Source organism: Pseudonocardia kunmingensis (assembly GCF_006716445.1).
Lineage (GTDB): Bacteria > Actinomycetota > Actinomycetes > Mycobacteriales > Pseudonocardiaceae > Pseudonocardia > Pseudonocardia kunmingensis.
The window spans coordinates 995,629-1,018,306 of the sequence record NZ_VFPA01000003.1; the positions used below are offsets into that span (position 1 = coordinate 995,629).

Genomic DNA, 22,678 nt, shown 5'->3' on the forward strand with positions numbered 1-22,678 from the left:
TCAGCCCTTCAGATCGGCGGCGTCGTCGGTCATGTCGACCTGCCGCGCCCGGTAGATCGCGGTGACCACGGCGAACCCCGCCGCCATCTCGACGGCCATCGCGGTGATGATCACGACGATGAGCACCTGACCGTCGGTGCCGCCCGGCGCGACGTAGTACCAGAACGCGGCCGTGGCGACGATGACTCCGTTGAGCATCAGCTCCAGGCCCATCATCAGCATCACGATCGACTGCTGCGAGAGCGCGCCGTAGAGCCCGATCGCGAAGAGCCCGGCCGCGAGCAGCAGGAACAGTTCCAGGTTCATCGACCGATACCCCCGCCGGCCGGGTCGTCGGCGCGCGCGGCCCGCAGGTCGTCGCCCAGGCGGTCGTAGCGGCCGCGGTCGGTGGACAGCACCACCGTGGCGACGATGGTGGCGAACAGGCCCACGCCCAGCGTCATCATCGTGAGCATCTGCCCGCCCATCAGCGCCTCGCCGAGCGCGAACGTCGGGTCGGGCGGGGGCTCGCCCTCGCGCGTCGGCCAGTCGACGAGCAGGATCCCGGCCGCCAGCACCGCGAACGTGCCCACCGCGATCGTCATGGACCCGGCCTTGTTGTGGAACATCGACATCGGCATCAACCCGGCCGGGTTCATCATGTACATGATCATGAAAACAGCCATGATCACCATCTCGATGACCATCATCAGGGCGATCACCACGCCGAGGTAGCCCAACCCGAGCAGCAGCACCAGCCCGGCCACCGCGAGGAACGACGCGAGCAGCGCGAAGGTCACCTGCGCCATCGAGTCCAGCCGGAACACCAGGAACCCGAACACCAGCGCAGCGGCGGCCAGCACCCAGAACAGGATGATCGGCACCATCTACATCCCCCCTCGCTGGAGCACGACGATCGCGACGACGAGCGCCTGGGCGATCGTCAGCGGGATCAGCACGACCCAGGCGAACTCGGTGTAGCGGTCCATCCGCAGCACCGGGAACCGGTGGCGCAGCCACACCAGGAGAGCGAGCACGCCCGCGGTCTTCACGGCCACCCACGCCCAGGCCGGGAGCAGCGGCCCGGCGCCGCCGCCGAGGAACAGCGGCACGGCCATCGCCGCGGCCACCACGAGCAGCAGCCACCGGCCGCCGGCGAACACCAACCGGTCCACACCCGACAGCTCCGCGGCGGCACCGCCTGCCACGTCCCGCGCCACCGGTGCGTCGAACGGTCCCCAGAAGGCCATGGCCGCCGCGGACATCAGGTACACGACGAACGCGGCCGGCATGATCACGACGAACCACAGGTCCGCCTGGGCGTCGACGATCGTGGTGAGGCGCAGGCTCTCCGCGCCCAGCGCGGCGGTGATGATGGCGAACATGTGCGGCAGCTCGTAGGCCAGCCCCTGCGCGACGAACCGGTAGCCGCCGACCAGGCCCAGCGCGCTGTTGGAGCCCCAGCCGACCATCCACACCGCGGCCCACGCCACCACCTCCATGGCGTTGAACCACACGACGCCCACCGACAGGTCGGCCACCGGCCGCTCCCCCAGCGGTAGCACCGCGGCCGCGAGCAGCGCGGCCACCGGCAGCGCGGCACCACCCAGCCGTCCGAGTACGGTGTCAGCCGCGGTCGTCCGGCGCCGCTGCCCGACGAGCAGGCGGGCGCTCTCCCACCCCGGCATCGCCAACGCAGAGCCGAGACCGCCCGGGCTCCCCGAGGCGCGACCGGTCAACGCAGCGTCCCAGGCGACCGCGAGCCAGGTCGCCACCCCGAGCAGCACCGGCAGCAGCAGCGCCGACCACCACGGCAGCATTGCCGGGATCGCTACGGCGGGCATCTCATCCATGCGGCGCCTCCTGGGGAACGGGAGAGCGGTCGGTCTCAGGATCGACCGCGGCGACGATCAGGCGAGCCGCGGCGAACTCCGCCCCCACCAGCAGCTCGGGCAGCTCGCCGACGGCGGGCCGCGACACGGGGGACGCGTGCGTAGCGGTCAGCATCGCCTCGATCACGCCGAGGCGTGTCTCGAGCAGTGCCGCGACATCGGACCCGCCTGTGGGGATCCCGCGGATCAGCCATCGCAGTGTCCGGGAGCGGCGAACCCGCCGCACCAGGTCGAACACCGGCCCATCGGGTTGCTCGCTGGCACCGTCGGCCAGCCGCGCGTCGCGGAGCCCACGCGCTCGAGCGGCTGCGTCGGTCCAGCCCGCGACGGCGAGGAAGCGACCGAGCCCGTCCAGCTCCCGCGCAATTCCGCCACCGCTCGGCCACGGAACCAGCCGGGCATGACCGGCGTCAAGGACCGCAGCCGTGGCCTCCTGGATCACGTCGCCCTGCAAGGTCACCCGCACGACCAACCCCGCAGGCCAGTCCGGCAGCACCGGCCCGAGCGGGATGTGCAGCCGGTCCAGGGTCAGCCCGTCGCGGTCCTCGCCCAGGTCCGCCATCGGGAGGCCACCCGGCATCTCCATTCCGCCGCCATGCCCGTGGTGACCCGCATGTCCCCCGTGGCCTTCATGACCGCCGTGGCTCCCGCCGTGCTCGGCGTGGGCCTCGTCTTCATCGCCGGCATCTGCTCCGTGGTGTTCCTGGCCGTGGCGCCCCTCGTGACTGTCGTCGTCCTGGCCGCACGCATGCCCGCCGCGGTGCTCACCATGCGCGTCCTCAGCTCGGTGGCCCGCGTGATCCGCACCGTCGGTCCCGCCGTCGACGTACTTTCTGACACCTCTGCCGTGGTCCTCGGCGAGGTGTTCCCCGTGGCCATCCTCGCTCACCTGCGGGCCGTGGCCCGCGGCGTGGTCTCCGAGCTTGTCGTGTCCGTGCGCCGCTCGATCACTACGGCCGGCACCACCGTCGTGCTCGGTCCGGTGCTCGGCGTCGCTGTGGTCCGCCACGCTCTCGTGGTCAACGTGGGCCGGGGCACTCGCCTCCCCCGGCCGGTCGAGGGTGGCGGGTTCCTCGCGGCACTGGTGATGCCGGTCGCCCAGTTCGGTGGCGGCTCGGTCGAGCTCCACATCCACAGCAGCAGGCTCGATGACGGCGATGCGGGCCCGCGGGGCCGGGACCAGCGTCCAGATCCGATCGACAACGGCGGCGAGTTCGGGGCCGGCCGCGCCGGCAATGGCCACGATGTCGGCGTCGGCCGGAGCATTGGCTTCCGGCCATCCGCGCCGGGCGATCGCGGCCTCGAGCGCGAGTCGGGTGGGTGGGTTGCCGGGCACGGCAACGACAAGCACGTGAGGGCGTCGCTTCGCAACCCTGAGCAGCCACGACGTCACGTCCACCGGAGGGCTCCTTCGCGCCACGCGTAGAGCACCCCGGCGAGCAGGATGCCGAGGAACAGGAACATCTCGATCACGGACGCCACCCCGACCCGGGACACGACGAGCGTCCACGGGTACATGAACAGCATCTCCATGTCGAAGGCCAGGAAGACCATCGTCACCGGATACCAGCGCACGTGGAAGCGGGACACCGCGTGCTCCGTCGGCGGCAGTCCTCCGGAGAAGGTGGGGACGTCGATGCGCGGGCGCTCGACCGCGAACAGCGAGGAGGCCGCGTAGCCCACCAGCACGAGGGCGACGGCTACTGCGAGCACCGCGAGCACCGGCACGAACTCCACCACGAGATCCACCTCCTGTCGTACCCGTATGGGGTGTCGCATCCTCGCCGAGGCGGCGCTACCTGTCCAGGCGAACGAGCCGGTCCGCATGGGGAGTCACACCGTAGGCGGACGACTGATCAGCCGAAGGAGGTGGGGTCGAGAAGCTCGACATGGGTGTCACCAGGGCGGCATCAGCAGATGCCCGGTCCCACTACCCTGGAGGGGTATTAGGCCGCTCGAGTGATCTTCCGGCCCACTCGCGCGAGACGGTGCTAGCCTCCGCCCCACTGCACATATACCCCCTACGGGTAAGGAGTAAAAATGCCTGTCACGGCACCAGGCGCCGCACGACGGCGGCTCGGACTGCTGGTCATCGCCGCTGCCCAGTTCATGGTCATCATGGACACCTCGATCATCGGAGTCGCCCTACCGAAGATGCAGGCCGACCTCGGCTTCTCCCCCGAAGGCCTGTCCTGGGTCTTCAACGCCTACGTCGTCGCCTTCGGCGGGCTGCTGCTGCTCGGCGGCCGGCTCTCGGACCTGTTCGGCGCCCGCCGCCTGTTCGGCATCGGCTGGACCGTCCTGCTCGCCGGATCCGTGCTCGCCGGTGCAGCCGGCAACCCGGTGTGGGAACTGACCGGACGCGCAGTACAAGGCGCCGGGGCTGCGCTCATCGCCCCCGCCGCACTGACACTGCTGATGATGCTGTTCGGATCCGAGCCCAGGGAGCTGACCAAGGCACTGGCGCTCTACGGCGCCGCCGCGCCCGCGGGCGGCACCGCCGGGGTGTTCCTCGGTGGCGTGATCACCGAGTACCTCAGCTGGCCATGGGTGTTCTACCTCAACGTGCCGATCGCGCTGCTGATCCTCGCGGCCATCCCGACCGTCATGCCCGCCGGTGGTCGACGCCGCGGCGCGGTGGACACGCTCGGAGCGATCACCGTGACCGCCGGGCTGGCGCTCGCTGTGTACGGCATCGTCCGCGCCCCCGAGGCCGGCTGGCGCGCAGCCGAGACGCTGCTCGCGCTCGGCGCCGCGATCGCGCTGCTCGCGGCATTCGTGATGATCCAGGCCCGTCGCCACGATCCGCTGGTGCGGCTCGGGATCTTCCGCGCGCCCGATCTCGCCGCGGCCAACGTCGCCCAACTGCTGCTCGGCGCCGCATGGATCCCGATGTGGTTCTTCCTCAACCTCTACCTGCAGCAGGTGCTCGGCTACACCGCGTTCCCCAGCGGCGCGGCGCTCCTGCCGATGACCATCGTGATCATGATCGGCATGATCGCCCTGGCCCCACGGCTGATCGGCCGCTTCGGGCCGAAGGCCCTCACCGTGAGCGGGCTGGCCCTGCTGGCGGCCGGCATGGGGTGGCTGGCGCTCGTCCGGGCCGACGGCAGCTTCTGGGTGGACGTCCTGCCCGCCTCGATCGTGGCCGCGCTGGGCATGTCGCTGGCCTTCATCCCCACCCTCGGCACGGCGCTCTCGGCCGCCCGGCCGGAGGAGGGCGGACTGGCCTCCGGCATCGTCAACACCAGCTACCAGGTGGGGTCGGCCCTCGGTCTCGCCGCGGTCACCGCGCTGGCCGCAGTGCAGGGCGCGGGAGCACTGGGGGATCCGGTCCGGCTCACCGCGGGCTACTCGGCCGCGTTCGTCGGAGCCGCGGTCGTCGCCCTCAGCGCCGCCGTGCTCGCCGCCTTCACCCTCGGCCGCGCACCAGGCGGTGCCGACCAGCAGACGCAGGCAGCTGGCACAGCAGCATGAGCGCACGGCCAGCGGAATGAACGCGCTCGCCCCGTCGGCGGCTACGGATCTCCTCCCGAGCCGCCGACGCGGTGGGCATCCCCCGTCACCCCTGAAGGAGTCTCGATGCCACGCCTCACCGCCCTTGGCCCTGACAACACCCCTTCGACGTCCAGCGCCCTACTCGCCGGGATCATCGATCGGCACGGCGACGCCGGCCCGATGGTGCGCACGATGGCCCACTCCCCTGCACTGCTGCAGGGCTACCTCGAGCTGTCCCGGGCCATGAAGCGGGCCGCCATCCCCCGCCCGCTCAGTGAGAAGATCTCCCTGGCCGTGCAGGAGTGGCTGGGTTGCGCGCTCTGCCTCGAGGCGCACACCGCTGCCGGCCGTTCCGTCGGGCTCACCGACACCGACATCTCGCTGGCCCGCGGGGGCACGGCCACCGACGCCCGAGACGCCGCCCTGATCACCTACGCCGCGCGGATACTCACCGAACCGAACACGATCAGCGCCGCCGACGTCGACGAGCTCCGAAGGCACGGCTGGAGCGACCGCGTCCTCGCCGACGTCGTCGGCCTGGTCGCGCTCAACCAGCTCACTGGTGCGTTCAACCTGGTCGCCGGCTTGGAGCCGGTCGTGTCTTCGTCCTGATCGCCTTCCCGCTCGTAACCCGGGCGTTTGCGCGGGACGAACGCGGGCGCGCGCAGCGCATCGGACCGCGAGGGCGAGCCGCAGCCGGACGGTCGGCGGCAGCGGCGCCTCGCCGGCAGTCCGCTTGCTGGCTCCGACCCCGATGTGCGACCCCTGTGCTCGTCCACCGCCAGTGCCTGCACCCTGCTGGGTGAGGACCATGCCATGCGACGCCGTCACAGTGGGGCCGCATAGTATGGGAACCCGTTGAGGAGGTCCGGATGCACGGTTACACGCAGGACAAGGACGCCTACCTCAAGCGCCTACGGCGTGTCGAAGGCCAGGTCCGCGGCATCGCCAAGATGATCGAGGACGACAAGTACTGCATCGACGTGCTCACCCAGGTCTCCGCCGCCACCAAGGCCCTCGAGGCCGTCGCGCTCGGACTGCTCGACGAGCACCTCAAGCACTGCGTGGCGCAAGCCGCCGCTGACGGAGGCCAGATCGCTGACCAGAAGATCGCCGAAGCGAGCGCCGCGATCGCACGCTTGGTCAAGTCCTGACGAGGCAGGCGATCGAGAGCTGGCGCATCAGGCCTCGAGCTTCCCATCGCCGCGCCCGGTGAACACCTGCGTCGACGACCCGCGCAGGTTGCAGTCTGTTGTCGCGAAATCCTTCGCATCGGCGCAGGCTTCCGGCTCGAGGCGGTAGTCCGCGCGCCAGGTTCGATCCGCTACCGCATTCTCGCAGCGGGAAAGTGGAGCCAGCGAACGAATACCCGAGTGGCGAGCGGACTTGCCCGACCCGTAACGACGTTCCGCGGAACGCCGACTCGACAGAGACAGACAAGCCAGGCTGGAGGAACAGCGTGACCGGAACGGGCTCGGTGTTGCTGGACGACGCACGATCGGACGGCAGCCCTGTCCTGTTCCTCTCCGCCCACCTCGATGACGCGGTGCTCTCGTGCGGCGCGCTGATCGAGGCGCTCCGGCCGACCTGCCCGGTCACCGTCGCGACCCTGTTCACCGCGGCGACCTGTCCGCCGCACACCCTCGCCGCACGGTCTTTCCTGCGGCAGTGCAGTTCGGCCGACGCGGCCGTGCTCTTCGCCGCGCGGCAGGCCGAGGACGAGGACGTGCTGCGGGAGATGGAGGCGGAACACGTCCACTTCGGTGAGACGGACGCCCTGTTCCGCCGCCGGAGCGGGTCGCGGCTCGGCTCGCGGGTGGGCCGGCTGCTGCCCGAACTCGCGCACAGGTACCCGACCTACCGCTACGACATCGCCAAGGGCCGCGTCGCGCGCGGCGACCGAGCGATGATCGATGCCCTCGTGGCGCGGGTGAGCGGGCTGATCGAGCGGACGGCGGCACGGGTGGTCTTCGCCCCGGTGGGGGTGGGGCGCCACGTCGATCACCTGATCACCCGCTCCGTCGCCGTGCGGCAACCGATCGGCGCGGTTTACTACTCGGACTTCCCCTACAACCTCGCGCTCGGTCCCGACCAGGCCTTCCTCGACCGGCATGACCTGCGGCCCTGGACGTGGCAGCGGGGGATCGCGGCGAAGCAGGGGCTGATCCGCCGCTACCGCACGCAGGTGGACGCGCTGTTCCCGAGCGGGGAGATCGCCGAGGTGCCGGAGCTCTACTACGAGCCGGCGGCGATGCGGGCGGCGTAGGAGTCGAACGACACCGTGCCGTCCCACAGCTGTGCGTCGTGTGCCCAGTAGAAGGTGTCGAACCCACAGCTGCGGGCCTGCCGCAGGGCCACGGCCATCATCCCCTCGTCGCTGTCGTCCCGGTAGAACGCGTCGGGCGAGTAGTCCTGCTGCCACCCGGCGTTCTCGCCGCTGAGGGGGAGGCCGTACTCGCGGGCGACGCGGGCGATCCAGCGCGTGGCGGACCAGTCCTCGACCTCGTCCGAGTCGAGCGCGACCGCGTCGTCGTTCGGTGCGCACCCGTCGTCGCCGCCGGAACCGTCGGCGACCGAGCTGACGTAGGCCACCAGGTCCCCGCGCTCGGGGAGGCGGCTGTAGAACAGGTCCCATGCTGCCCCGGCCCCGAGAACGCCGGGCGGTAACCCGTCCGCGACTGCGTCGTCGAACTCCCGCGGCTGCACGCCGACGCCCGGCGTGAGCACCTCGTAGCGACCGCGGAAACCGAGATCGGCGAAGATGGTGAGCTGCCACTCGACCACGTCGACGAGGGCGTCCACGTACCACTGCGCCCACGCGAGCGCCTGCGCCTCGTCGTCCCAGGGCGCGCCCGGCCGCTGCCCGGGCGCCGGGTTCGGCTCCATCGTCGGCGGCAGGTCCGGGCCGTTCAGGGCGTTGCGGTCGAACGCCCAGTACCCGCCGTCGGGGTAGAGGACCTCCGCCATGCCGCCGGACGTCAACCGCACCGTGTCGACCCGCTGCAGGTCCACCTCCGCGGCCACCTCGGCGAGGTAGGCCTCGGCCCGCTCGCGCAGGCGCTGGTTGAACACGAGGTTGGGTGCCTCCGACTCCTCGCCCGTCTCGTCGACGAAGCGGCTGTCGGGCAGGTCGAACACCCACGGCGGGGGCATGTGCAGGCCCAGGCCGAGCGTCACGGACCGGCCGGCGGCCCGGTGCGCGTCGACGTCCTCGCGCACGGCGCTCAGGTACTCCTCGTCGAACTCGTCCTGGGCCGGTTCGCCCTGCTCCCACGACAGCTCGACCATCGCCACCGAGACCCCGTTGCGGGCTTCGACCTCAGTGCGCTCGACGTCGGAGATCAAGGTGCCAAAGGCGATGTCGGTGGCAGGAGTGGTGGACGGGGCCGCAGGGGCAGTCGACGAGCACGCCACCGACAGCGCAGTCAGGAGAAGGACCAACGGGCGGGGCGAGAGGAACCGGGCCACCGTCATCGAACCCCGATCTGGACGCGCGGACGGTGAGCACGCTACCAGCGAAGCGCGATCGATCACGGAATCCGGACGTTCCCCACCGGGTCGGCGGAACCTGCGATGGAGTGCACGACGGCGGCATATCGCTCGGCGGCCGCGTCCCAGCCGAACTCGGTGCTGCACGCCCGAGCCGCTCGACCCATCTCATGGCGACGCACGGGATTGACGGCGAGAGTGTCGACCGCCGCGCGAAGAGCGTCCACGTCGAACGGCGCGACGGCCGGCCCGCAGGCACGGTCGATCCACCCCAGCCGTTCGAGGTCGAACCGCACTACCGGCTTGCCATACGCCATCGCCTCGAGTGCGCTGAGGCAAAAGGTCTCGTACCGCGACGGCACCACCATGAACGCGCAGTCGCGCAGCACTCGAGCCTTCTCGGCGCCAATCACCCGGCCGACGAACCGCACGCGGTCCCCGGCCGGGAGGAGCCGGCGCAGCCGCTCCTCCTCCTGGCGAGTGCCGGAACCCGCGATGAGCACCGGGAGCGGTGGGGCAGACCCTGCCGCCTCCAGGAGCAGGTCGAGGCCCTTCTGCGAGACGTCGATCCGTCCGAGGAACAGGATGTGCTCGTCGCGCCCGGGGCCTGCCTCCGCGTCCGGGGGCAAATCCACACCGTTGGGGATCCGCTCGATCGTCGCGGCAGGGTTCGCCTTCCGCGCGGCTGCCTCGTCGGCCTCGTTGAGCACCACGAAGCGGCGATAGAACCGCAACCCGTGGCGTTCGACGACGTCGAACGGCAAGCCGTAGCGACGGCGCATGTCCGCGCCGCAGAGCATCTGGACGAGCGCGACGACCGGGGCGCGTGAGAGCAACGGCAGCAGGCTCACCGAGAACGGCGGGGTGAGGCTCTCGAACCAGACCGCCGGGCGGCGGACGAGCGCCACGAGCGGAAGCAGCAGCGTGAACAGGAGTTGGCCCGCGCGCGGCCCCGCCCAGCCGACCGGAAGGAACACATAACGGACCCCAGCCTCGGTGCGGTTTCGGCTTCCGCGGTAGGAGCCGCAGAAGACGGTGACGGTGAACTGGCGCGCCAGCCGCTCGGCGATCTGCTGTACGACCACCGCTCCACCACCGCCGTAGTGCGGATTGGCGACGTGGTCGTAGATCGAGAGCACGACTTGCGGGCGATTCACCGACCCGCCCTGCGGTTGTTCCACTCCGAGACCATGGCGAACCCCGCCCGCAGCCGTCGTTCGGTGGCTGTGACCGGTAGCCGCTCGAACCGCAGCGCGATGGACGAGACCGCGGCGGCACCGAACCCCGCCTTGAACGCGTCGACGCCCGAACCGGGGTCGGACTCGCCGAGGTGGAAGTGCCGCACGCCGCGCCTACAGGCATCCTCGATGATGCGGCTCTGGAGCAGGTAGGTACCGGCGGTGTCGCGGGCGAGGTCCGCGTCCATCGCGCCCAGCCACGACATGTGGTGGCCCGGGCTCTGGAGCATGACGTCGACCGCGATGGGCCGGCCGTCGATGCTCGCAGACCAGATGACGCAGTCCTCGCCCATTGCAGACGCCACGGCGGCGGCCTGAGCGGGCACGTTCCGCAGCCGCGCCAGGAGCCGCGCGACCCTGAGGGGCTGGCCTCGCTGCGCGGCCCACCGCTTGATCGCGGCGCCGTACAGGCGCGTGAACGTGACCAGCACGGCGTCGGCGTCGACGCCGCTCGCACGCTGGACCTCGACCCCGAGCCGCTCCGCCGTGCGTACGCCTCTGCGCGCCGACTTGCGGTAGCCCCGCCACACGGCGTCGAACCCGGGCCGCAGGTCGATCACGCGCGAGGTGAAGGGGACCCGCAGTGCCTGCGCCGGCGCCGCGGCTTCCCAGCCGGCGATCTGTAGCGGCATGGGGGTAACAGCCGTGCGGACGGTGGGCCGGCGGACGAGGTCGGCCAGCACGACCGCGGCGTCGCGGTCGGTGGTACCGCCCTCGGCGAGCAGACCGCCGTACCCCCAGCCGTGCGGCCACGACTCCTCGATCAGCGTTATTCCCAGCCTCTGTGCTGCGAGCGGGAGTACCAGCTCACGCCCGTCAGGCATCCGGTACAGCCGGCTCGCGTCGGCGTACCCGCGCGCCGCGCGGACGCTGTCGAACCACGCCGGGCTCTGTGTCGCGATGGCGTCGGGGTCGGCTGCGTAAAGCCGCTCCCATGCAGCGCGGGGAGCGGGACTGACCACCTGCACCCCGCCGCCCGTGACCGTCGACCGCGCCGTGGGCATCCACACCGTCGTCGGGCGCATCGTCATCGGGCCACCTCTTCCAGGGGCGAGTAGGGGTTGTCGGGAACCTCGCCGCGCTCCGCGACGTCCACCAGGGCGTCGACAGCGGTGACGTGCGCGTCGCCGAGGACGGCCCGGTCGGCGGGGTCGAGCCGGTCCAGGACGCCCACCCGGCCAGAGGGGTCCTCGACGACCTGGAGCATCACCGCGGTGACGACGAGCTCTGGCCCCGAACCGGTCGCGTCGTGCATGTAGACGGCCCGCCCGGGGGTCTCTGTTGTGGCCCGGACGAACCCGATGAGCTCGCGCAGCTGTGCGGGGGAGGGCGGCGCCTCGGCTCCTAGGTCGAACTCCAGCAACTGCATGTCCAGGTCGCGCGCCACCGCCCGCTCCTCGACACTCGCGCCGCCGATAGCGACGATCGCCTGCACGTCGAACGTGCTGTGCAGCTGCGCGAGCTCGGTGTCGCTCGGGGCACCGCCACGCAAAACCGCAGGCAGGACGAGGGCGGCGCCGGGCATCGGAGGCACGCGGCTGTCCTCGACGTCGGCGCGCACGCCACCGGTGTTGCGCACGAGCACGCACAGCGCGAGCAGACACACCACAGCGGTGATCCGAACCAGCACGGCGCGCCGATCGATCAGAGGTACCGGGCCGATCGCCGGCGTCACCGCGAGAAATCGGGTAGTGCGACGGGGGCCGGACGCGATCACCGCGTCACCTCCACCAGGTCGGGGCGGAACCGGCGCCGTCGCAGCCGCACAACGCCGCCGACCGCGGACAGCGCGAGGAACCCGGCGACGAGCACGCCCAGCGTCTGTACGAACGGCTCGACCGAGGTCGGCTCCGGCTCCTCTGCCTCCTCCGCCAGGAGAGGTGGGGGCGGCTCTGCACTACGCGCCTCGTCCGGCGGTCGGAGGAGACCGACGTCGAGCGCGAGCTTGCCGACCGGGGCCAGCCGCGCGTGTGTTGCGCCGGCTTCCCGCTCCAGCACACCGCCCGCAAATGCCTGCCGCACGGCGCCATCGGGCATCTCCTTGACCGGACCCAGCGGTACCCCCAACCGGACGCGCGCCGCGTCCAACGCCTCGGGGGTCGGGTTCACGCCCGCGTAGGCCGCCGTGATGGTGGGATCGGTGAGCAGCGCGAGCGTGTCGTCGTCGGTGCGGGCGGCCTGTGTGAGCGGCGGGAGCTGCGCTGCGCGGTACGCGGTGGGGGCCCGGTTCGCGAGGTCCGCGACGATGGGTCGCGCCGCCCCGAGCTGGGGTCCCTCCGCAATGAGGACCGCGCCGTCGAACACCTGCACGGCCCGTGTCCCCTCGGTCCACTGCCCCGTGGCGGGTGGGCCGACGACGGCCTTCCCACCGAGGTCACGCCACGTCGAGGACAGCGCACCCACGGGCGTGTCGGCGACGTAGTACCCGGCGCACCGCGACCCCTCGGTCGTCACGTAGAACCCGTTCTCCACGGGCTCAAGGTCGGCAAGCGGGTCGTACGGGTCGCGGGGAACCCGCCACACCTCGATCCCCCGGTACGTGACGCTCGGGAACGACGCTTCCAGCGTGCCCTTCGCCATGACCCACGCGGACAGCTCGGGCAGCGCGTTGCCGGTGGCCGCGTCCTTGCCGCTCAGGAAGTAGAGCTGTATGCCGTGGCTGCGTGCCGCCGACCCGGTGGCGTAGTCGGTGACGAGCTGATCGGGCATGAAGGGCGCCCACTTCCCGCTGTCACCGATCGCGTTGACCGCACAGCTCTCCTCGGCGTCCCGGACGTAGGCCGCGGAGCGCATCACGCCGTCGCCGTCGGGCACGTAGGAGCGCACCCAGCTCGCCGACGCGAACGCGAGCATCCCCACCAGCGCCACCACCGGCACCACCAGCAGCCGCCGCCCCCGGCCCCGCCCGAGCGCCCGGAACGCTGCCACCCGCCGCGAGACGACCGCGTCGGTGACGAGGACGGTGCCGACGATGGCCGCGGGCAGGACGAACACGAACAGGTGCTCGTTGAGACTGCCGAGCAGGACCGTGTAGCAGGCGTACGCGTAACTGAGCAGCAGCCACGCGAGCAACCAGCGCGACACCTCCGACACGCGGTGCAGCACCAGCCACGCGAGCGCCCCCAACCCGCCCGCGAGCAGGACGTAGGAGCTGGCGTACTCCGAGCCCGCCGCGAGCACGGCATCGAGGAACGACGCGAACGAGAAGCCCGGACGGTTCCACCCCGTGGTCTGCACGAGCCCGAACAGCCGCTCGACCAGCAGGAACTTCTCGGCACTGAACTGCGGCCAGAGCCCGAGCTGCATCGCCCACAGCGGGAACGCCAGCCAGAGCAGCACCCCGGCGCCCAGCGCACCCGCCGACCGAGCGAACGCCCGACCGTTGCGGCCAAGCACGGCGTGAAGGACCGGGACGGCGACCAGCACGACCGACATCTCCTTGGTCAGCAGCGCGATGCCGGTGGCCAGCCCGACCACGGGAACGTAGAGCACTGCCGGCTGGTTGCGCAGCCAGATCGCCAGCAGAAGCGCGAGCAAGGAGGCGAACAGCGCGAACGGCTCGATGAGCACCAGGCGCAGGTACCGCAGCAGGATCGGATCGGTGGCCGCCAACGCGAGGACGACGCCGGCCAGCACGATGCGACGGCGCTGGCCGGCCGCCGCTGCGAGCCGCGTGGTGATCAGGGCGAGGAGCAGGACGGCGAGCACTGACATCGTGCTCGCGAGGATCCGCGCAACGTGCACGGCGTCCTCGACGGGCGCATCTCGGAAGCCGAGCGCGCCGAGCCAGCCGGCCTCGGCGAGGAACGCCAGAGGCGGGTGCACGAACACCGGCTGCGCAGTCCACGTCAGGCTCCAGCCCTGTGCCACGTTCTGCGCCGCGATGACGTAGGAGACCTCGTCGTACATCGTGTCCGGGCCGGCCCCGAGATTCCACCAGAACGGAACGAACGCCAGCGCGGCACAGAACGCAGGGACGGTTGCGGGATCCAGTCGCCACCAGCGCCGGCGCCGCACAGACCGAATCGGCGTTGTCGGCGGCTCGGCCCGTGGCGGGGCAGGCGGGCGAGGGACCTTCACGCGGCGTAGCACGGCATCGGGCAGCAACCCGAGGCGCACGGCGAGGGCCGCGTAGCCGGTGAGCCCGGCGGCGATGAGCGCGAGGTCGAGCGGGCGAGACGCCAGCGCAGCACCCGCGAGTACGAGCCCGAGGAGCACGAGGCTACTGACCCACTGGGCGATCGTGTCGAGACGCGGTCGGCCGGGGCGGTGGTGGCGCAGGTACAGGACCCCGACCAGGGCCGCGGCGCCCCATGTGCCCACGGCGAACCCGACCGCCGCGCCGATCGCGCCCAGCCGTGGCACCAGCACGACCAGCGTGAGCACCTGTAGGACCGCCGCGCACGGGAGCCGGATGGCGACGGCGCGCGCGAAGCCGCGGGCGAACAGCGCCTTCTGCAGCATGTCGGTCACAATCAGGCCGATGGTGCCGAGCGCGATGACCCGGGCCACGTCGGCGGCGCCGCCGTACTCACCGGGGAAGACCAGGTCGACGACCGAGCCCGGCGTGATCACGAGGACGAGCAGCAGCGGAACGAAGACGAGTGGCACCCACTGGAACGCCGTCATGAACGCGTTGTGGGCGTCGCGGGCTGTGCGGCCGCCGGCGACGAACGGGAACATCGCGTCGGAGATCGCGTCGGAGAGGAAGTACGGCGCCCGGGCCAGGATGGACGCGGCCTGGTAGACCGCCACCGTCGCCACGGTGACCCCGTGGCCGTGGCCGAGCGCGTTGAGCAGCAGCACGTCCAGCGTGGCGAGCATGCCGAAGCTGACCGTGCCGATCGCCATCGGCAGCCCCTGCGCCAGCGCTGTGCCGCCGGCAACCGGGCCAGGACCAGGCAGCTTGTCCTGACCCGAGCGGTAGGAGACCACCACCGCGACGACGACGCCGAGCAGCACGGCCACGACCACGCCGGAGACGCCCCAGCCTAGGAGGGCGACGAACGCGAGCCCCAGGACGACCTTCACCAGGATCTCGGCGACGCTGGTGATGGCGATGGCGTCGAACCGCCGCGCGCCCTGCAGCGCACCGCAGACCACGTTGCTGAGAGACAACAGGACCAGTGCCACCGCGATCGCTGCGGTCCAGCCCCAGCCGGCCCCCGGCAGCAGCCGGCCGGTGCTCGACTGGACGACGACGAACCCGGTGGCGAGGGTGAGGCCGAGCCCCAGGTTGCCCAGCACCCCTCCCCGGACCGCAATGTCGGTGGCGGCGCTCCGGCCGGCCACGCCTGCGTGCGCCACCGAGCGCGCGACGGCCCACGGGAACCCGGCCGTCAGCACGAACGCCGCCAGGGACAACAGGTTGAACAGCACCCCGACGACGCCGAACTCGTCCTGGGGGAGCAGCCAGGCCAGGGCGACCCCGAACCCGTAGTTGAGAACCGATGCCGCCCCGACGGCTGCGACGAGGACGAAACCGCCTGTTGTCGCCGAACGCTCGACCCGCAGGTCAACCACGCCGATGCGCCTTCCTGCCCGGCCGTTGCAGGGCCGGGGTCTGGTGTCGGGTGATCTCGAGCAGCGCGTCTTCGTAGGCGTCCACGCAGGCGTCCCAGCTCAGGGACTCGGCGCGCTTGCGGGCCAGCCGGCCGAGGTGCTCGCGGTGGTCGCCATCGGTTGCGAGCGCCACGAGAGCGGCGCGCAGCGCGGCGGCGTCGCGCGGAGCGACCACGACGCCCGCATCGGCCACCACGTCCCGGACGCCCGGCAGGTCCGACACGACAGGCACGCAACCGGCCGCCATCCCCTCCAGCACGACCAGACCGAACGCCTCCGCCTGGGTCACGGACGGCAGCACGACCACGTCACTGGCGTCGTACTCCGCATGTAGGACGTCGTCGGGCACGCGACCGAGGAACCGCACGTTGTCGGCGCCGAGGCGGGCGGTCGTCTCCTCGTAGGTGCGGCGCCGCGGCCCGTCGCCGACGAGGGTGAGCACCAGGTCCGGGCAGCCGGCCACCGCAGGCAGCAGGAACTCCAGGCCCTTGTACGTGCGCATCTGCCCGACGAACAGCACGCGCAGCGGGCCGGGGCGCGCCGGGCGCTCGACGAGCGGGCGGATGTCGACCCCCCACGGCACGACCCGGGTGGGTGGGCCGCCCGGGACCTGCTCGCTGGCGGCGTAGTGCTGCGAGGTGGCCAGGACGAGGTCCGAGCGGGTCGCGAGCCTGCGGTGCAGCCGGTTGTAGACCGCGCACAGCCGCTCCAGGCCGCGGATGGCGAGGGCGCTGTGGTGGGTGTAGACGATCGGCACGCGGCGGTGGGTGCCGGCGAGGGCGAGGAAGACGTCGCTCATCGTCGGCACCGGGCCATGGAGGTTGATCACGTCGTAGTCGCGGAGCCGGCGCGCGAGCGCAGGCCACCACAGCGCGAGCGCGCTGAACCGCCACTCGCCGAGCGCCACGCGCGGGATCTGCACCGACGACAGCACGTCCACGCGGTGCCCCCGCGCCCGCAACCCGTGCGTGAGCCGGTCCACGCAGCGGGAGATCCCGGAGACGATCGGCGGCGCCTCGCTGGTGAGGACCAGGATGTTCAGGCTCTCCTGGACGTCCTGGCCCGGGTTGTCGCTCTGCGCTCTTCCCCCACCCGGGGGCACCGAGCGTGCGGGGCGCAACCGTCCGATGGGGCTTCGGGTGCCGGTCGCGTCGGACGCGGCGGCCTCTCGGCGCTGGAGCTGCCGCAGGGCAAGCAGGTGGCGCAGGAACCGCACGCCTTCGCGCGGCGTGGACTTCGACCGGCCGGCGTGCCGGGCGCGAAAGGTGAACGGGACGTGGGCGACCCGAGTGAGCCGCGAGCGGAGGACGAGCTCCAGAAGCACCTTGTAGCCGATCGGTCGTGCCCCGTCGAGGCGCAGCGCCGCCTTCCGTACCGCGAAGTAGCCGCTCATGGGGTCGCTGAGCTGCGCGGCTGGCTCGCCGAGCGCCGCGATGGAGAGCGCGGTGGACGCGGACGAGACGATCCGCCGGTAGGCGCTGCCGAGCCCGGTGCGGCTGCCGCCTTCGCCGTAGCGGGTGGCGACCACCAGGTCGACCTCGGAGGTCTCGGCCACGCCGAGCAGGGTCGGGATCAGCGAGGGCGGGTGTTGCAGGTCCGCGTCCATCACCACGGCCCACGGCGCCCGGGCCACGCGCAGCCCCTCGACAACCGCGCCACCCAAACCACCGATCGGCCGAGGGCGCTTCATGAGGACGACCCGGAAGGGGCAGTCGTCGGCCGCTGCGGCGATCACCTCCGCCGTGTCGTCGGTGCTGTCATCGACGAACACCACCTCGATGGGCAGGTCCGGCGGCAGTACGTCGGCCACCTGCCGCAGCAGCTCGGCGATGTTGCCCGCTTCGTTGAAGGTCGGGACGATCACGGATAGCCGGCTCTCGACCGGGGGTGCGTCCAGGACCAGTCGGCCAGCCGGTGAGCTGGCGAGGTGCTCACCCGCGGCGACGACGTCCAACCACATCGGCAGTCCCCTCAGATCCCGCGGCCCATACCGGCGAATCGATGGTCTCTAACGTTCCGGACGGCTATGACCTGCGACGCCATGATCCCGAGTTCTGGAGATCACGCCCCGAGCGTCGCGGTCGTATCGCACTCGTCGCGAAGGTGCGGGCGTCCGTTACGCCGAAGCGGCCGCAGAAAGTGACTGGCAACGCGGTTGGCGGAGCGGGCCAGCGTCAAGAGGAGGAACGCTCTGGACCGTCCGGCGGTAGCTCGAACAGGCACTGCTGCCAGCGCACCCCGACCCACCAGCGCTGTCGCACTGCCACGAATCGTGTGCCGCATTCGCAGGTGAACTCGTCGCCCGGACGACGCGGACGCGGCGGGCGGCACCGGTGACGGTCGATGGGGAATCCGTTTCTCGAGCCTCTGCCTTCGAGCCGAAGGTGTGCGACGGGAACCGCTTGATGGTCTGGCAAGTATGAAGCATCCGCACCTGGACACGCCGGTACGGCGCGGGATCACGCTGGCCCTCGACGTGCCGAGGTAGGTGCAGGTTGACCAGCGAAGAAGCCAAGGTCATGGGCCGAGCCCGATCAGGTCACGGGAGACCGCCATCGCGGCCAGGATCCGGGCGCGGCGACTACAGGACGTGCTGGGCGCTGGCAGCTAGATTGCTGGGGCCGGCCTGCCCGACGGTTGCCCGGCCTTAGCGCGGCCGGCAGCGCCCGCAGCACCGGGCGAGGTCGACCAGGACGTTGAGCGCGATCCGCCACGGACCGATCCGCCGCTGCCCCGTGACGCTGATCTTCGCCCAGCTCATGCCGTCTTCTCCAGCACCTGGCCGATCTCGCCGATCTCGCCGCGTCGCGCGATCAACCCGCGCAACCGGTTGGCGACCCGTGCACCACCGACCCCGACGGCGGCGCTGATGCGCCCCTGGCGGTCCACCAAGGCCATCGTGAACCGCTGCTCCCCTACCGCACCGTGCACGACTGCCTCGTCGATCGCGTCGTGCGTCCAGCCGACGATCGTCAGCTTTGTTCCGTGGACGTACATGCTGTAGCCCGGCGGTTCGGCGGACGCAGCACCGTCGGAAGCATCGGCGAGGCCGAGATCCGCGAGCACGCTGGCCGCGGCGGTGCGCCCCTGAGTGAGCGCGACTCCCCAATGCTCCGTACGCAGGAGGATACCTCCTGGCCCTGGAACGGCAGCGAGGTCGCCTGCGGCGTAGATCCCCGGGTGATCGAGCACCCGCATGCCGGAGCCGACCGGCACGCCGTTCGACAAGGAAATGCCGCTGTCACGCAGCCAGTCGATGGCCGGCGTGACGCCGAGGCTCGCCACAACGGCATCCGCCCGCATCATGCTTCCGTCGTCCAGTGTGACGGCCACCCCACCACCAGCGGTCTCCACGGCAACGACGGCGGTCCCGGTGCGGAGATCGACGCCCGCACGCACGTGCTGATCCTGCACCCAACTCGCGGCAGTTGCGCCGAGGTGAGTGGAGAGCGGGCGGTCCGCGGGATCCACGAGGGTCACGTTCACCCCCAGAGCGCGCAGGGAACCGGCGGTCTCGGCGCCCAGCAGGCCGGCGTCGGCCAACAGGATGTGGCCGGCACCGTGTCGAAGTGCTTCAAGCAAGCGAAAGGAATCCGAAGCGGTGCGCATCTCAAGGACCCGCGAGGCTGCAGCAGGTTCGATCGCAGCGGGAAGCGGGCAAGGGTCCGCGCCTGTCGCCAGGACGACCGCGTCTGCCGCAATAGAAGACCCACTCGCGAGCTCGACGATGCGGGCGGCCGCATCGACCGAGCGGGCTGGCTGACCGAGCTGCCATGTGACAGCGAGGCCCCGCAGACCGGGCAGCACGACATCCTGGTCATCCACCGCCCCAGTGAGCAAGCCCTTGTTCACCGTCGTGCGGTTGTACGGCAACCGGTCCTCCCTCCCCGTCACGACGACCTCAAGCTGGGGAAGGACCTGCACCAGTGCCGCGGCCGCGGCGCTACCTGCCGCTCCAGCTCCAACGACGACCACCCGCTGCCGCCCGACCATGCAGTCCACCCCTCGTCGATATACGGCCCTGGGGTACTTGTTGTACCACATAGGGCTAGGGGGTATGTTCGGCCGAGCCCCACAACGGGCGCTCCACCGCGACGAGAGGAACGCACAGGATGACCAGCAGTACATACACCGTCGAAGGCATGACGTGCGACCACTGTGCAGGCTCCGTGAGCTCCGAAGTCACGAAGATCCCCGGCGTCACCGACATCTCGGTCGACGTCAAGGCCGGCCGACTCACGATCGTCAGCGACGAGCCCGTCCCGGCTTCCGTCGTCGAAGAGGCCGTCGAGGAGGCCGGATACACGATCGTTCCGGCGTGACCCGTGTCGCCACCCGGCAGCAGGGCCGGGTGGCGACACCGCTAGGGCGCCCTTCCCAACGTCCCGATGTGGGTCTGGAAGGGTCGATCTGGACTCGTTGCGGTTCCTTGACGCGAGGATGGCGAACTGCGGCGTGGTCAAGCAGGCGGACGCCGCGGCGGCGGTCTATACCGAGCCCTGAACGTCCACCAGCTTCGCGAGGTGGGCCCGGGCGTTCGGGCATGTCGCGATGTCCTCGTGTGGGCAGTTCAGCCCGGCCTCGAGGAGATCGAGAGCTGACCGCAGGGTCGCCATCCTGACCTGCAACGCGCGGTAGTTGCGGCGCAGCATGTCCTTGCGCGCGGGCGTGTGGCTCGAGGCGAGGAAGTCCCGGATGTCCGACAACGGAAGGCCGGCCTGCTTCATGATCATGATCGACGCCACCTGGAACAGGTCGTCGCGGGTGTAGCGGCGGCGGCCGGCCTCGACGCGGGCCGGGGAGAGCAGGCCCACCGACTCCCAGTGGCGCAGCACGTGTGCCGGCAGGCCGAAGTGGTCGGCCACCTGGCCGATCGTCATCGGGCTTGACTTCATGTCGGCATTAAGTCCGAGTATGGCGGGCATGTCCAGCCTGCTTGCTATCCTCGATGCCGCCGACGCACAGCCCGCCGCCGTCACGCTGCGTGCACGCTCCTACGAGTTGCTCGGCGACCTCACCGACCGGACCGTGGTCGATGCCGGCTGCGGCGGTGGTCGCGCGGCCGCTGAGTTGGCCGAGCGCGGTGCCCGCGCGGTCGGCGTCGACCGCGACGCCGAGATGATCGCCGTGGCCCGCGAGCGCTGGCCGGCAGGCGAGTTCCACGTCGGCGACGCCTACGAGCTGCCGCTGGAGACCGGGTCGGTTGCCGGCTACCGCGCGGACAAGGTGCTGCACACGCTCGACGACCCGGTCCGAGCTGTGGCCGAGGCCCGCCGGGTGCTCGCGCCGGGTGGGCGGGCCGTGCTGCTCGGCCAGGACTGGGACACGCTCGCCATCGACTCGGACGAGCCGGAGACCACCCGTCGGCTGGTCCACGCGAAGGCGGACTCGCTCCCGTCGCCGCGCGTCGCCCGCAGGTACCGCAACCTGCTGCTGGACGCCGGATTCACCGACCCGGTCGTCGAGGTGCACACCATCGTGTTCACCGACGACACCGCGCTCGCCATGCTGCAGAGGATCACCGACGAGCAGAGCTGGCTCGCCGAGCAGGCCGAGCGCGCCCGCACGAACCGAATCTTCGTCGCGGTACCGATGTTCCTCGTCGCCGCGCAGGGATAGCGCCAACCTCGGGGTCGAGGCGCGTTGTCGGGGGCAGTTTCCTTCCACGCCATGGAGATCGCCCCACGCTACCCCCGTCCTCTCCCGGGCTCGAGCTGTTGTTCTTCGGTCATGCGTCGCGCCCGCGAGGCGTCCTGGGTTCCGCTTGCTCCCGCCACCGATGGCGACGTCCCGGCAGGCGTCAGGACTGAACCCGCTGATCGCCCCCCTACGGCACCTGCGTGAAACCGGTGGCACCGGTAGCCCACCTTCTACGTCTCCGCCATCCAGAGCGGCGGCCTCTCACCAGTGTCTCCCCCGTGCAGGCAGACACCCGATCGAGTACATGACGTCCTCGGTCGGACACCTCGGTGTCACGCGAAGTTTGACACATACCCTACCCCCGCATAGGGTTCGTCTCACTGTTCGGGGGACGCTCCAGCCGATTCACACGCAGGGTCACCAGCAGTCAGCTCCGTCGGATCACGGCGACTGTGATCCATCGCAGCACCGGCACCCGGGCGTGTGCGCCTGAGGAGGCGACATGGCCAAGTTCCAACGGTCCCGCTCGATCCGACGACTCCTACCCCTACTCTCTGGCCTCATCGCGCTGGTGGCTGGCACCACTGCCTGCTCCACCGGCGCACAGGGCTCCGGCGACCTGCTCGATCGGGTGCGGGAGTCGGGCACGCTCCGGGTGGCCAACACACAGGCCAACCCGCCGTGGAACTTTCTCGACGAGGCCTCTCAACCTGTGGGTTACGACGTCGACGTCGCCAACGAGTTGGCGCGCCGGCTCGGCGTGGCCGAGGTGGAGTTCATCCCTTCGAACTTCCAGAGCTTCATCGAGGGCGTCCGCGCGGACCGCTTCGACATGGTCATCTCGGGCCAAACGATCACAGACGAACGCCGCGAGCAGGTCGACTTCTCGCGGCCGTACCAGGTGAACGGGGTCTCGATCTTCGTCCAGGCCGGCGAGAGCTCGATCGCCACACTGGCCGATCTCGCCGGACGGAGCGTAGGCGTCTCGGCCGGCACCACACAGGAGAAGATGGCTCGCGAGCAGATCGACGACGCCGACGTGCGGACCTACCAGAACGCCACCCTCGCACTGACGGACCTGAGCCGGGGCGGCGTGGACGCCATGCTGGTGTCCCGCTTCCAGGGCACGTTCCTCGCCGAGCAGAACGATCTGCCCGTGGAGCCGGCGGGTGAACTGCTGGAGCGCGAGGTCAACGCCATGACGTTCCAGAAGGACTCGCCACGGTTCAAGCAGGCCGTCGACGAAGCACTGGCGGCGATGATCGAGGACGGCACGCTCACCAGGCTCTCGGAGCGCTGGCTCGGCGGCCTGGACATGGCGGCCGAGCTCGCGAAACTGCCGGCCGACCAGAACCGCTGAGCCGCAGAAGGCGAACGGAG

Annotated in this window: 20 protein-coding genes; 7 read left to right on the forward strand and 13 right to left on the reverse strand. The window is 71.0% G+C overall.

Going from position 1 to position 22,678, the window contains the following annotated elements:
• The 5 genes from nuoK to FB558_RS27650 are packed head-to-tail and all read right to left on the reverse strand — an operon-like array spanning position 1 to position 3,611.
• Positions 1–306, reverse strand: a complete 306-nt coding sequence (gene nuoK / locus FB558_RS27630; protein WP_142058261.1) for an NADH-quinone oxidoreductase subunit NuoK — start codon at positions 304–306, stop codon at positions 1–3.
• Positions 303–866, reverse strand: coding sequence for an NADH-quinone oxidoreductase subunit J (locus FB558_RS27635; protein WP_142058263.1), 564 nt, complete (start codon positions 864–866; stop codon positions 303–305). Before FB558_RS27635 ends, nuoK begins: the two co-directional genes overlap by 4 nt.
• Entirely contained in the window at positions 867–1,832 is a 966-nt protein-coding gene (locus tag FB558_RS27640) for a complex I subunit 1 family protein (RefSeq protein WP_246106779.1), read from the reverse strand.
• Positions 1,825–3,270, reverse strand: a complete 1,446-nt coding sequence (locus tag FB558_RS27645) for a hypothetical protein (protein WP_142058264.1) — start codon at positions 3,268–3,270, stop codon at positions 1,825–1,827. Before FB558_RS27645 ends, FB558_RS27640 begins: the two co-directional genes overlap by 8 nt.
• Positions 3,261–3,611: an NADH-quinone oxidoreductase subunit A gene (locus tag FB558_RS27650; RefSeq protein WP_246106780.1), complete on the reverse strand. Its 351-nt coding sequence runs from the start codon at positions 3,609–3,611 to the stop codon at positions 3,261–3,263. Before FB558_RS27650 ends, FB558_RS27645 begins: the two co-directional genes overlap by 10 nt.
• A gap of 300 nt (positions 3,612–3,911) precedes the next feature.
• On the opposite strand from FB558_RS27650, the gene FB558_RS27655 reads away from it, so the two are divergent.
• The 4 genes from FB558_RS27655 (at position 3,912) to FB558_RS27670 (ending at position 7,635) form a co-directional block, all read left to right on the forward strand.
• A complete protein-coding gene (locus FB558_RS27655; protein ID WP_142058268.1) occupies positions 3,912–5,348 on the forward strand; it encodes an MFS transporter in 1,437 nt (478 codons plus the stop codon).
• A gap of 105 nt (positions 5,349–5,453) precedes the next feature.
• The gene (locus FB558_RS27660; protein WP_142058270.1) at positions 5,454–5,981 is read left to right on the forward strand and encodes a carboxymuconolactone decarboxylase family protein; all 528 of its coding nucleotides are present in this window, start codon (positions 5,454–5,456) and stop codon (positions 5,979–5,981) included.
• A 260-nt stretch (positions 5,982–6,241) separates the two neighbouring features.
• Positions 6,242–6,523, forward strand: coding sequence for a metal-sensitive transcriptional regulator (locus FB558_RS27665; protein WP_094927309.1), 282 nt, complete (start codon positions 6,242–6,244; stop codon positions 6,521–6,523).
• A gap of 305 nt (positions 6,524–6,828) precedes the next feature.
• Positions 6,829–7,635, forward strand: a complete 807-nt coding sequence (locus tag FB558_RS27670; RefSeq protein ID WP_211366876.1) for a PIG-L deacetylase family protein — start codon at positions 6,829–6,831, stop codon at positions 7,633–7,635.
• Here FB558_RS27670 and FB558_RS27675 read toward each other — a convergent pair.
• The 7 genes from FB558_RS27675 to FB558_RS27705 form a co-directional block, all read right to left on the reverse strand.
• Positions 7,605–8,714: a hypothetical protein gene (locus FB558_RS27675; RefSeq protein ID WP_142058272.1), complete on the reverse strand. Its 1,110-nt coding sequence runs from the start codon at positions 8,712–8,714 to the stop codon at positions 7,605–7,607. The genes FB558_RS27670 and FB558_RS27675 overlap by 31 nt on opposite strands.
• 185 nt (positions 8,715–8,899) lie before the next feature.
• A complete protein-coding gene (locus tag FB558_RS27680; RefSeq protein ID WP_142058274.1) occupies positions 8,900–10,039 on the reverse strand; it encodes a glycosyltransferase family 4 protein in 1,140 nt (379 codons plus the stop codon).
• Positions 10,012–11,127 (reverse strand): GNAT family N-acetyltransferase, encoded by a 1,116-nt coding sequence (locus FB558_RS27685; RefSeq protein WP_142058276.1) that lies wholly within the window; start codon positions 11,125–11,127, stop codon positions 10,012–10,014. The genes FB558_RS27680 and FB558_RS27685 overlap by 28 nt, the downstream gene beginning before the upstream one ends.
• Entirely contained in the window at positions 11,124–11,705 is a 582-nt protein-coding gene (locus FB558_RS27690; RefSeq protein WP_142058278.1) for a hypothetical protein, read from the reverse strand. The genes FB558_RS27685 and FB558_RS27690 overlap by 4 nt, the downstream gene beginning before the upstream one ends.
• Positions 11,706–11,809: 104 nt before the next feature.
• The gene (locus FB558_RS27695; protein WP_142058280.1) at positions 11,810–15,619 is read right to left on the reverse strand and encodes an oligosaccharide flippase family protein; all 3,810 of its coding nucleotides are present in this window, start codon (positions 15,617–15,619) and stop codon (positions 11,810–11,812) included.
• On the reverse strand, positions 15,612–17,618 hold the full coding sequence (locus FB558_RS27700; protein WP_142058282.1) for a glycosyltransferase: 2,007 nt from the start codon (positions 17,616–17,618) through the stop codon (positions 15,612–15,614). Before FB558_RS27700 ends, FB558_RS27695 begins: the two co-directional genes overlap by 8 nt.
• Before the next feature lie 797 nt (positions 17,619–18,415).
• Positions 18,416–19,651, reverse strand: coding sequence for an NAD(P)/FAD-dependent oxidoreductase (locus tag FB558_RS27705; RefSeq protein WP_170231551.1), 1,236 nt, complete (start codon positions 19,649–19,651; stop codon positions 18,416–18,418).
• A gap of 119 nt (positions 19,652–19,770) precedes the next feature.
• Here FB558_RS27705 and FB558_RS27710 point away from each other — a divergent pair, with 119 nt between their 5' ends.
• Positions 19,771–19,980, forward strand: coding sequence for a heavy-metal-associated domain-containing protein (locus FB558_RS27710; protein WP_142058285.1), 210 nt, complete (start codon positions 19,771–19,773; stop codon positions 19,978–19,980).
• Between the two features lie 165 nt (positions 19,981–20,145).
• Here the strand turns inward: FB558_RS27710 and FB558_RS27715 are convergent, their stop codons facing one another.
• A complete protein-coding gene (locus tag FB558_RS27715) occupies positions 20,146–20,583 on the reverse strand; it encodes a MerR family transcriptional regulator (RefSeq protein WP_246106781.1) in 438 nt (145 codons plus the stop codon).
• Between FB558_RS27715 and FB558_RS27720 the strand changes: the two genes are divergently transcribed.
• Entirely contained in the window at positions 20,582–21,277 is a 696-nt protein-coding gene (locus FB558_RS27720) for a methyltransferase domain-containing protein (RefSeq protein WP_142058287.1), read from the forward strand. The two genes, FB558_RS27715 and FB558_RS27720, sit on opposite strands and share 2 nt — an antisense overlap.
• A 523-nt stretch (positions 21,278–21,800) precedes the next feature.
• Positions 21,801–22,658: a transporter substrate-binding domain-containing protein gene (locus FB558_RS27725; RefSeq protein WP_142058289.1), complete on the forward strand. Its 858-nt coding sequence runs from the start codon at positions 21,801–21,803 to the stop codon at positions 22,656–22,658.
• Positions 22,659–22,678: the final 20 nt, after the last annotated feature.

Bases quoted from the DNA above. Each gene is read 5' to 3' on its own strand.
- FB558_RS27705 (WP_170231551.1), bottom strand. From the start codon at position 19,651: ATGGTCGGGCGGCAGCGGGTGGTCGTCGTTGGAGCTGGAGCGGCAGGT.
- FB558_RS27660 (WP_142058270.1), top strand. From the start codon at position 5,454: ATGCCACGCCTCACCGCCCTTGGCCCTGACAACACCCCTTCGACGTCC.
- FB558_RS27725 (WP_142058289.1), top strand. From the start codon at position 21,801: ATGGCCAAGTTCCAACGGTCCCGCTCGATCCGACGACTCCTACCCCTA.
- FB558_RS27720 (WP_142058287.1), top strand. From the start codon at position 20,582: ATGTCCAGCCTGCTTGCTATCCTCGATGCCGCCGACGCACAGCCCGCC.
- FB558_RS27715 (WP_246106781.1), bottom strand. From the start codon at position 20,583: ATGCCCGCCATACTCGGACTTAATGCCGACATGAAGTCAAGCCCGATG.
- FB558_RS27635 (WP_142058263.1), bottom strand. From the start codon at position 866: ATGGTGCCGATCATCCTGTTCTGGGTGCTGGCCGCCGCTGCGCTGGTG.
- FB558_RS27655 (WP_142058268.1), top strand. From the start codon at position 3,912: ATGCCTGTCACGGCACCAGGCGCCGCACGACGGCGGCTCGGACTGCTG.
- FB558_RS27710 (WP_142058285.1), top strand. From the start codon at position 19,771: ATGACCAGCAGTACATACACCGTCGAAGGCATGACGTGCGACCACTGT.
- FB558_RS27665 (WP_094927309.1), top strand. From the start codon at position 6,242: ATGCACGGTTACACGCAGGACAAGGACGCCTACCTCAAGCGCCTACGG.
- FB558_RS27640 (WP_246106779.1), bottom strand. From the start codon at position 1,832: ATGGATGAGATGCCCGCCGTAGCGATCCCGGCAATGCTGCCGTGGTGG.
- nuoK (WP_142058261.1), bottom strand. From the start codon at position 306: ATGAACCTGGAACTGTTCCTGCTGCTCGCGGCCGGGCTCTTCGCGATC.
- FB558_RS27685 (WP_142058276.1), bottom strand. From the start codon at position 11,127: ATGACGATGCGCCCGACGACGGTGTGGATGCCCACGGCGCGGTCGACG.
- FB558_RS27700 (WP_142058282.1), bottom strand. From the start codon at position 17,618: ATGTGGTTGGACGTCGTCGCCGCGGGTGAGCACCTCGCCAGCTCACCG.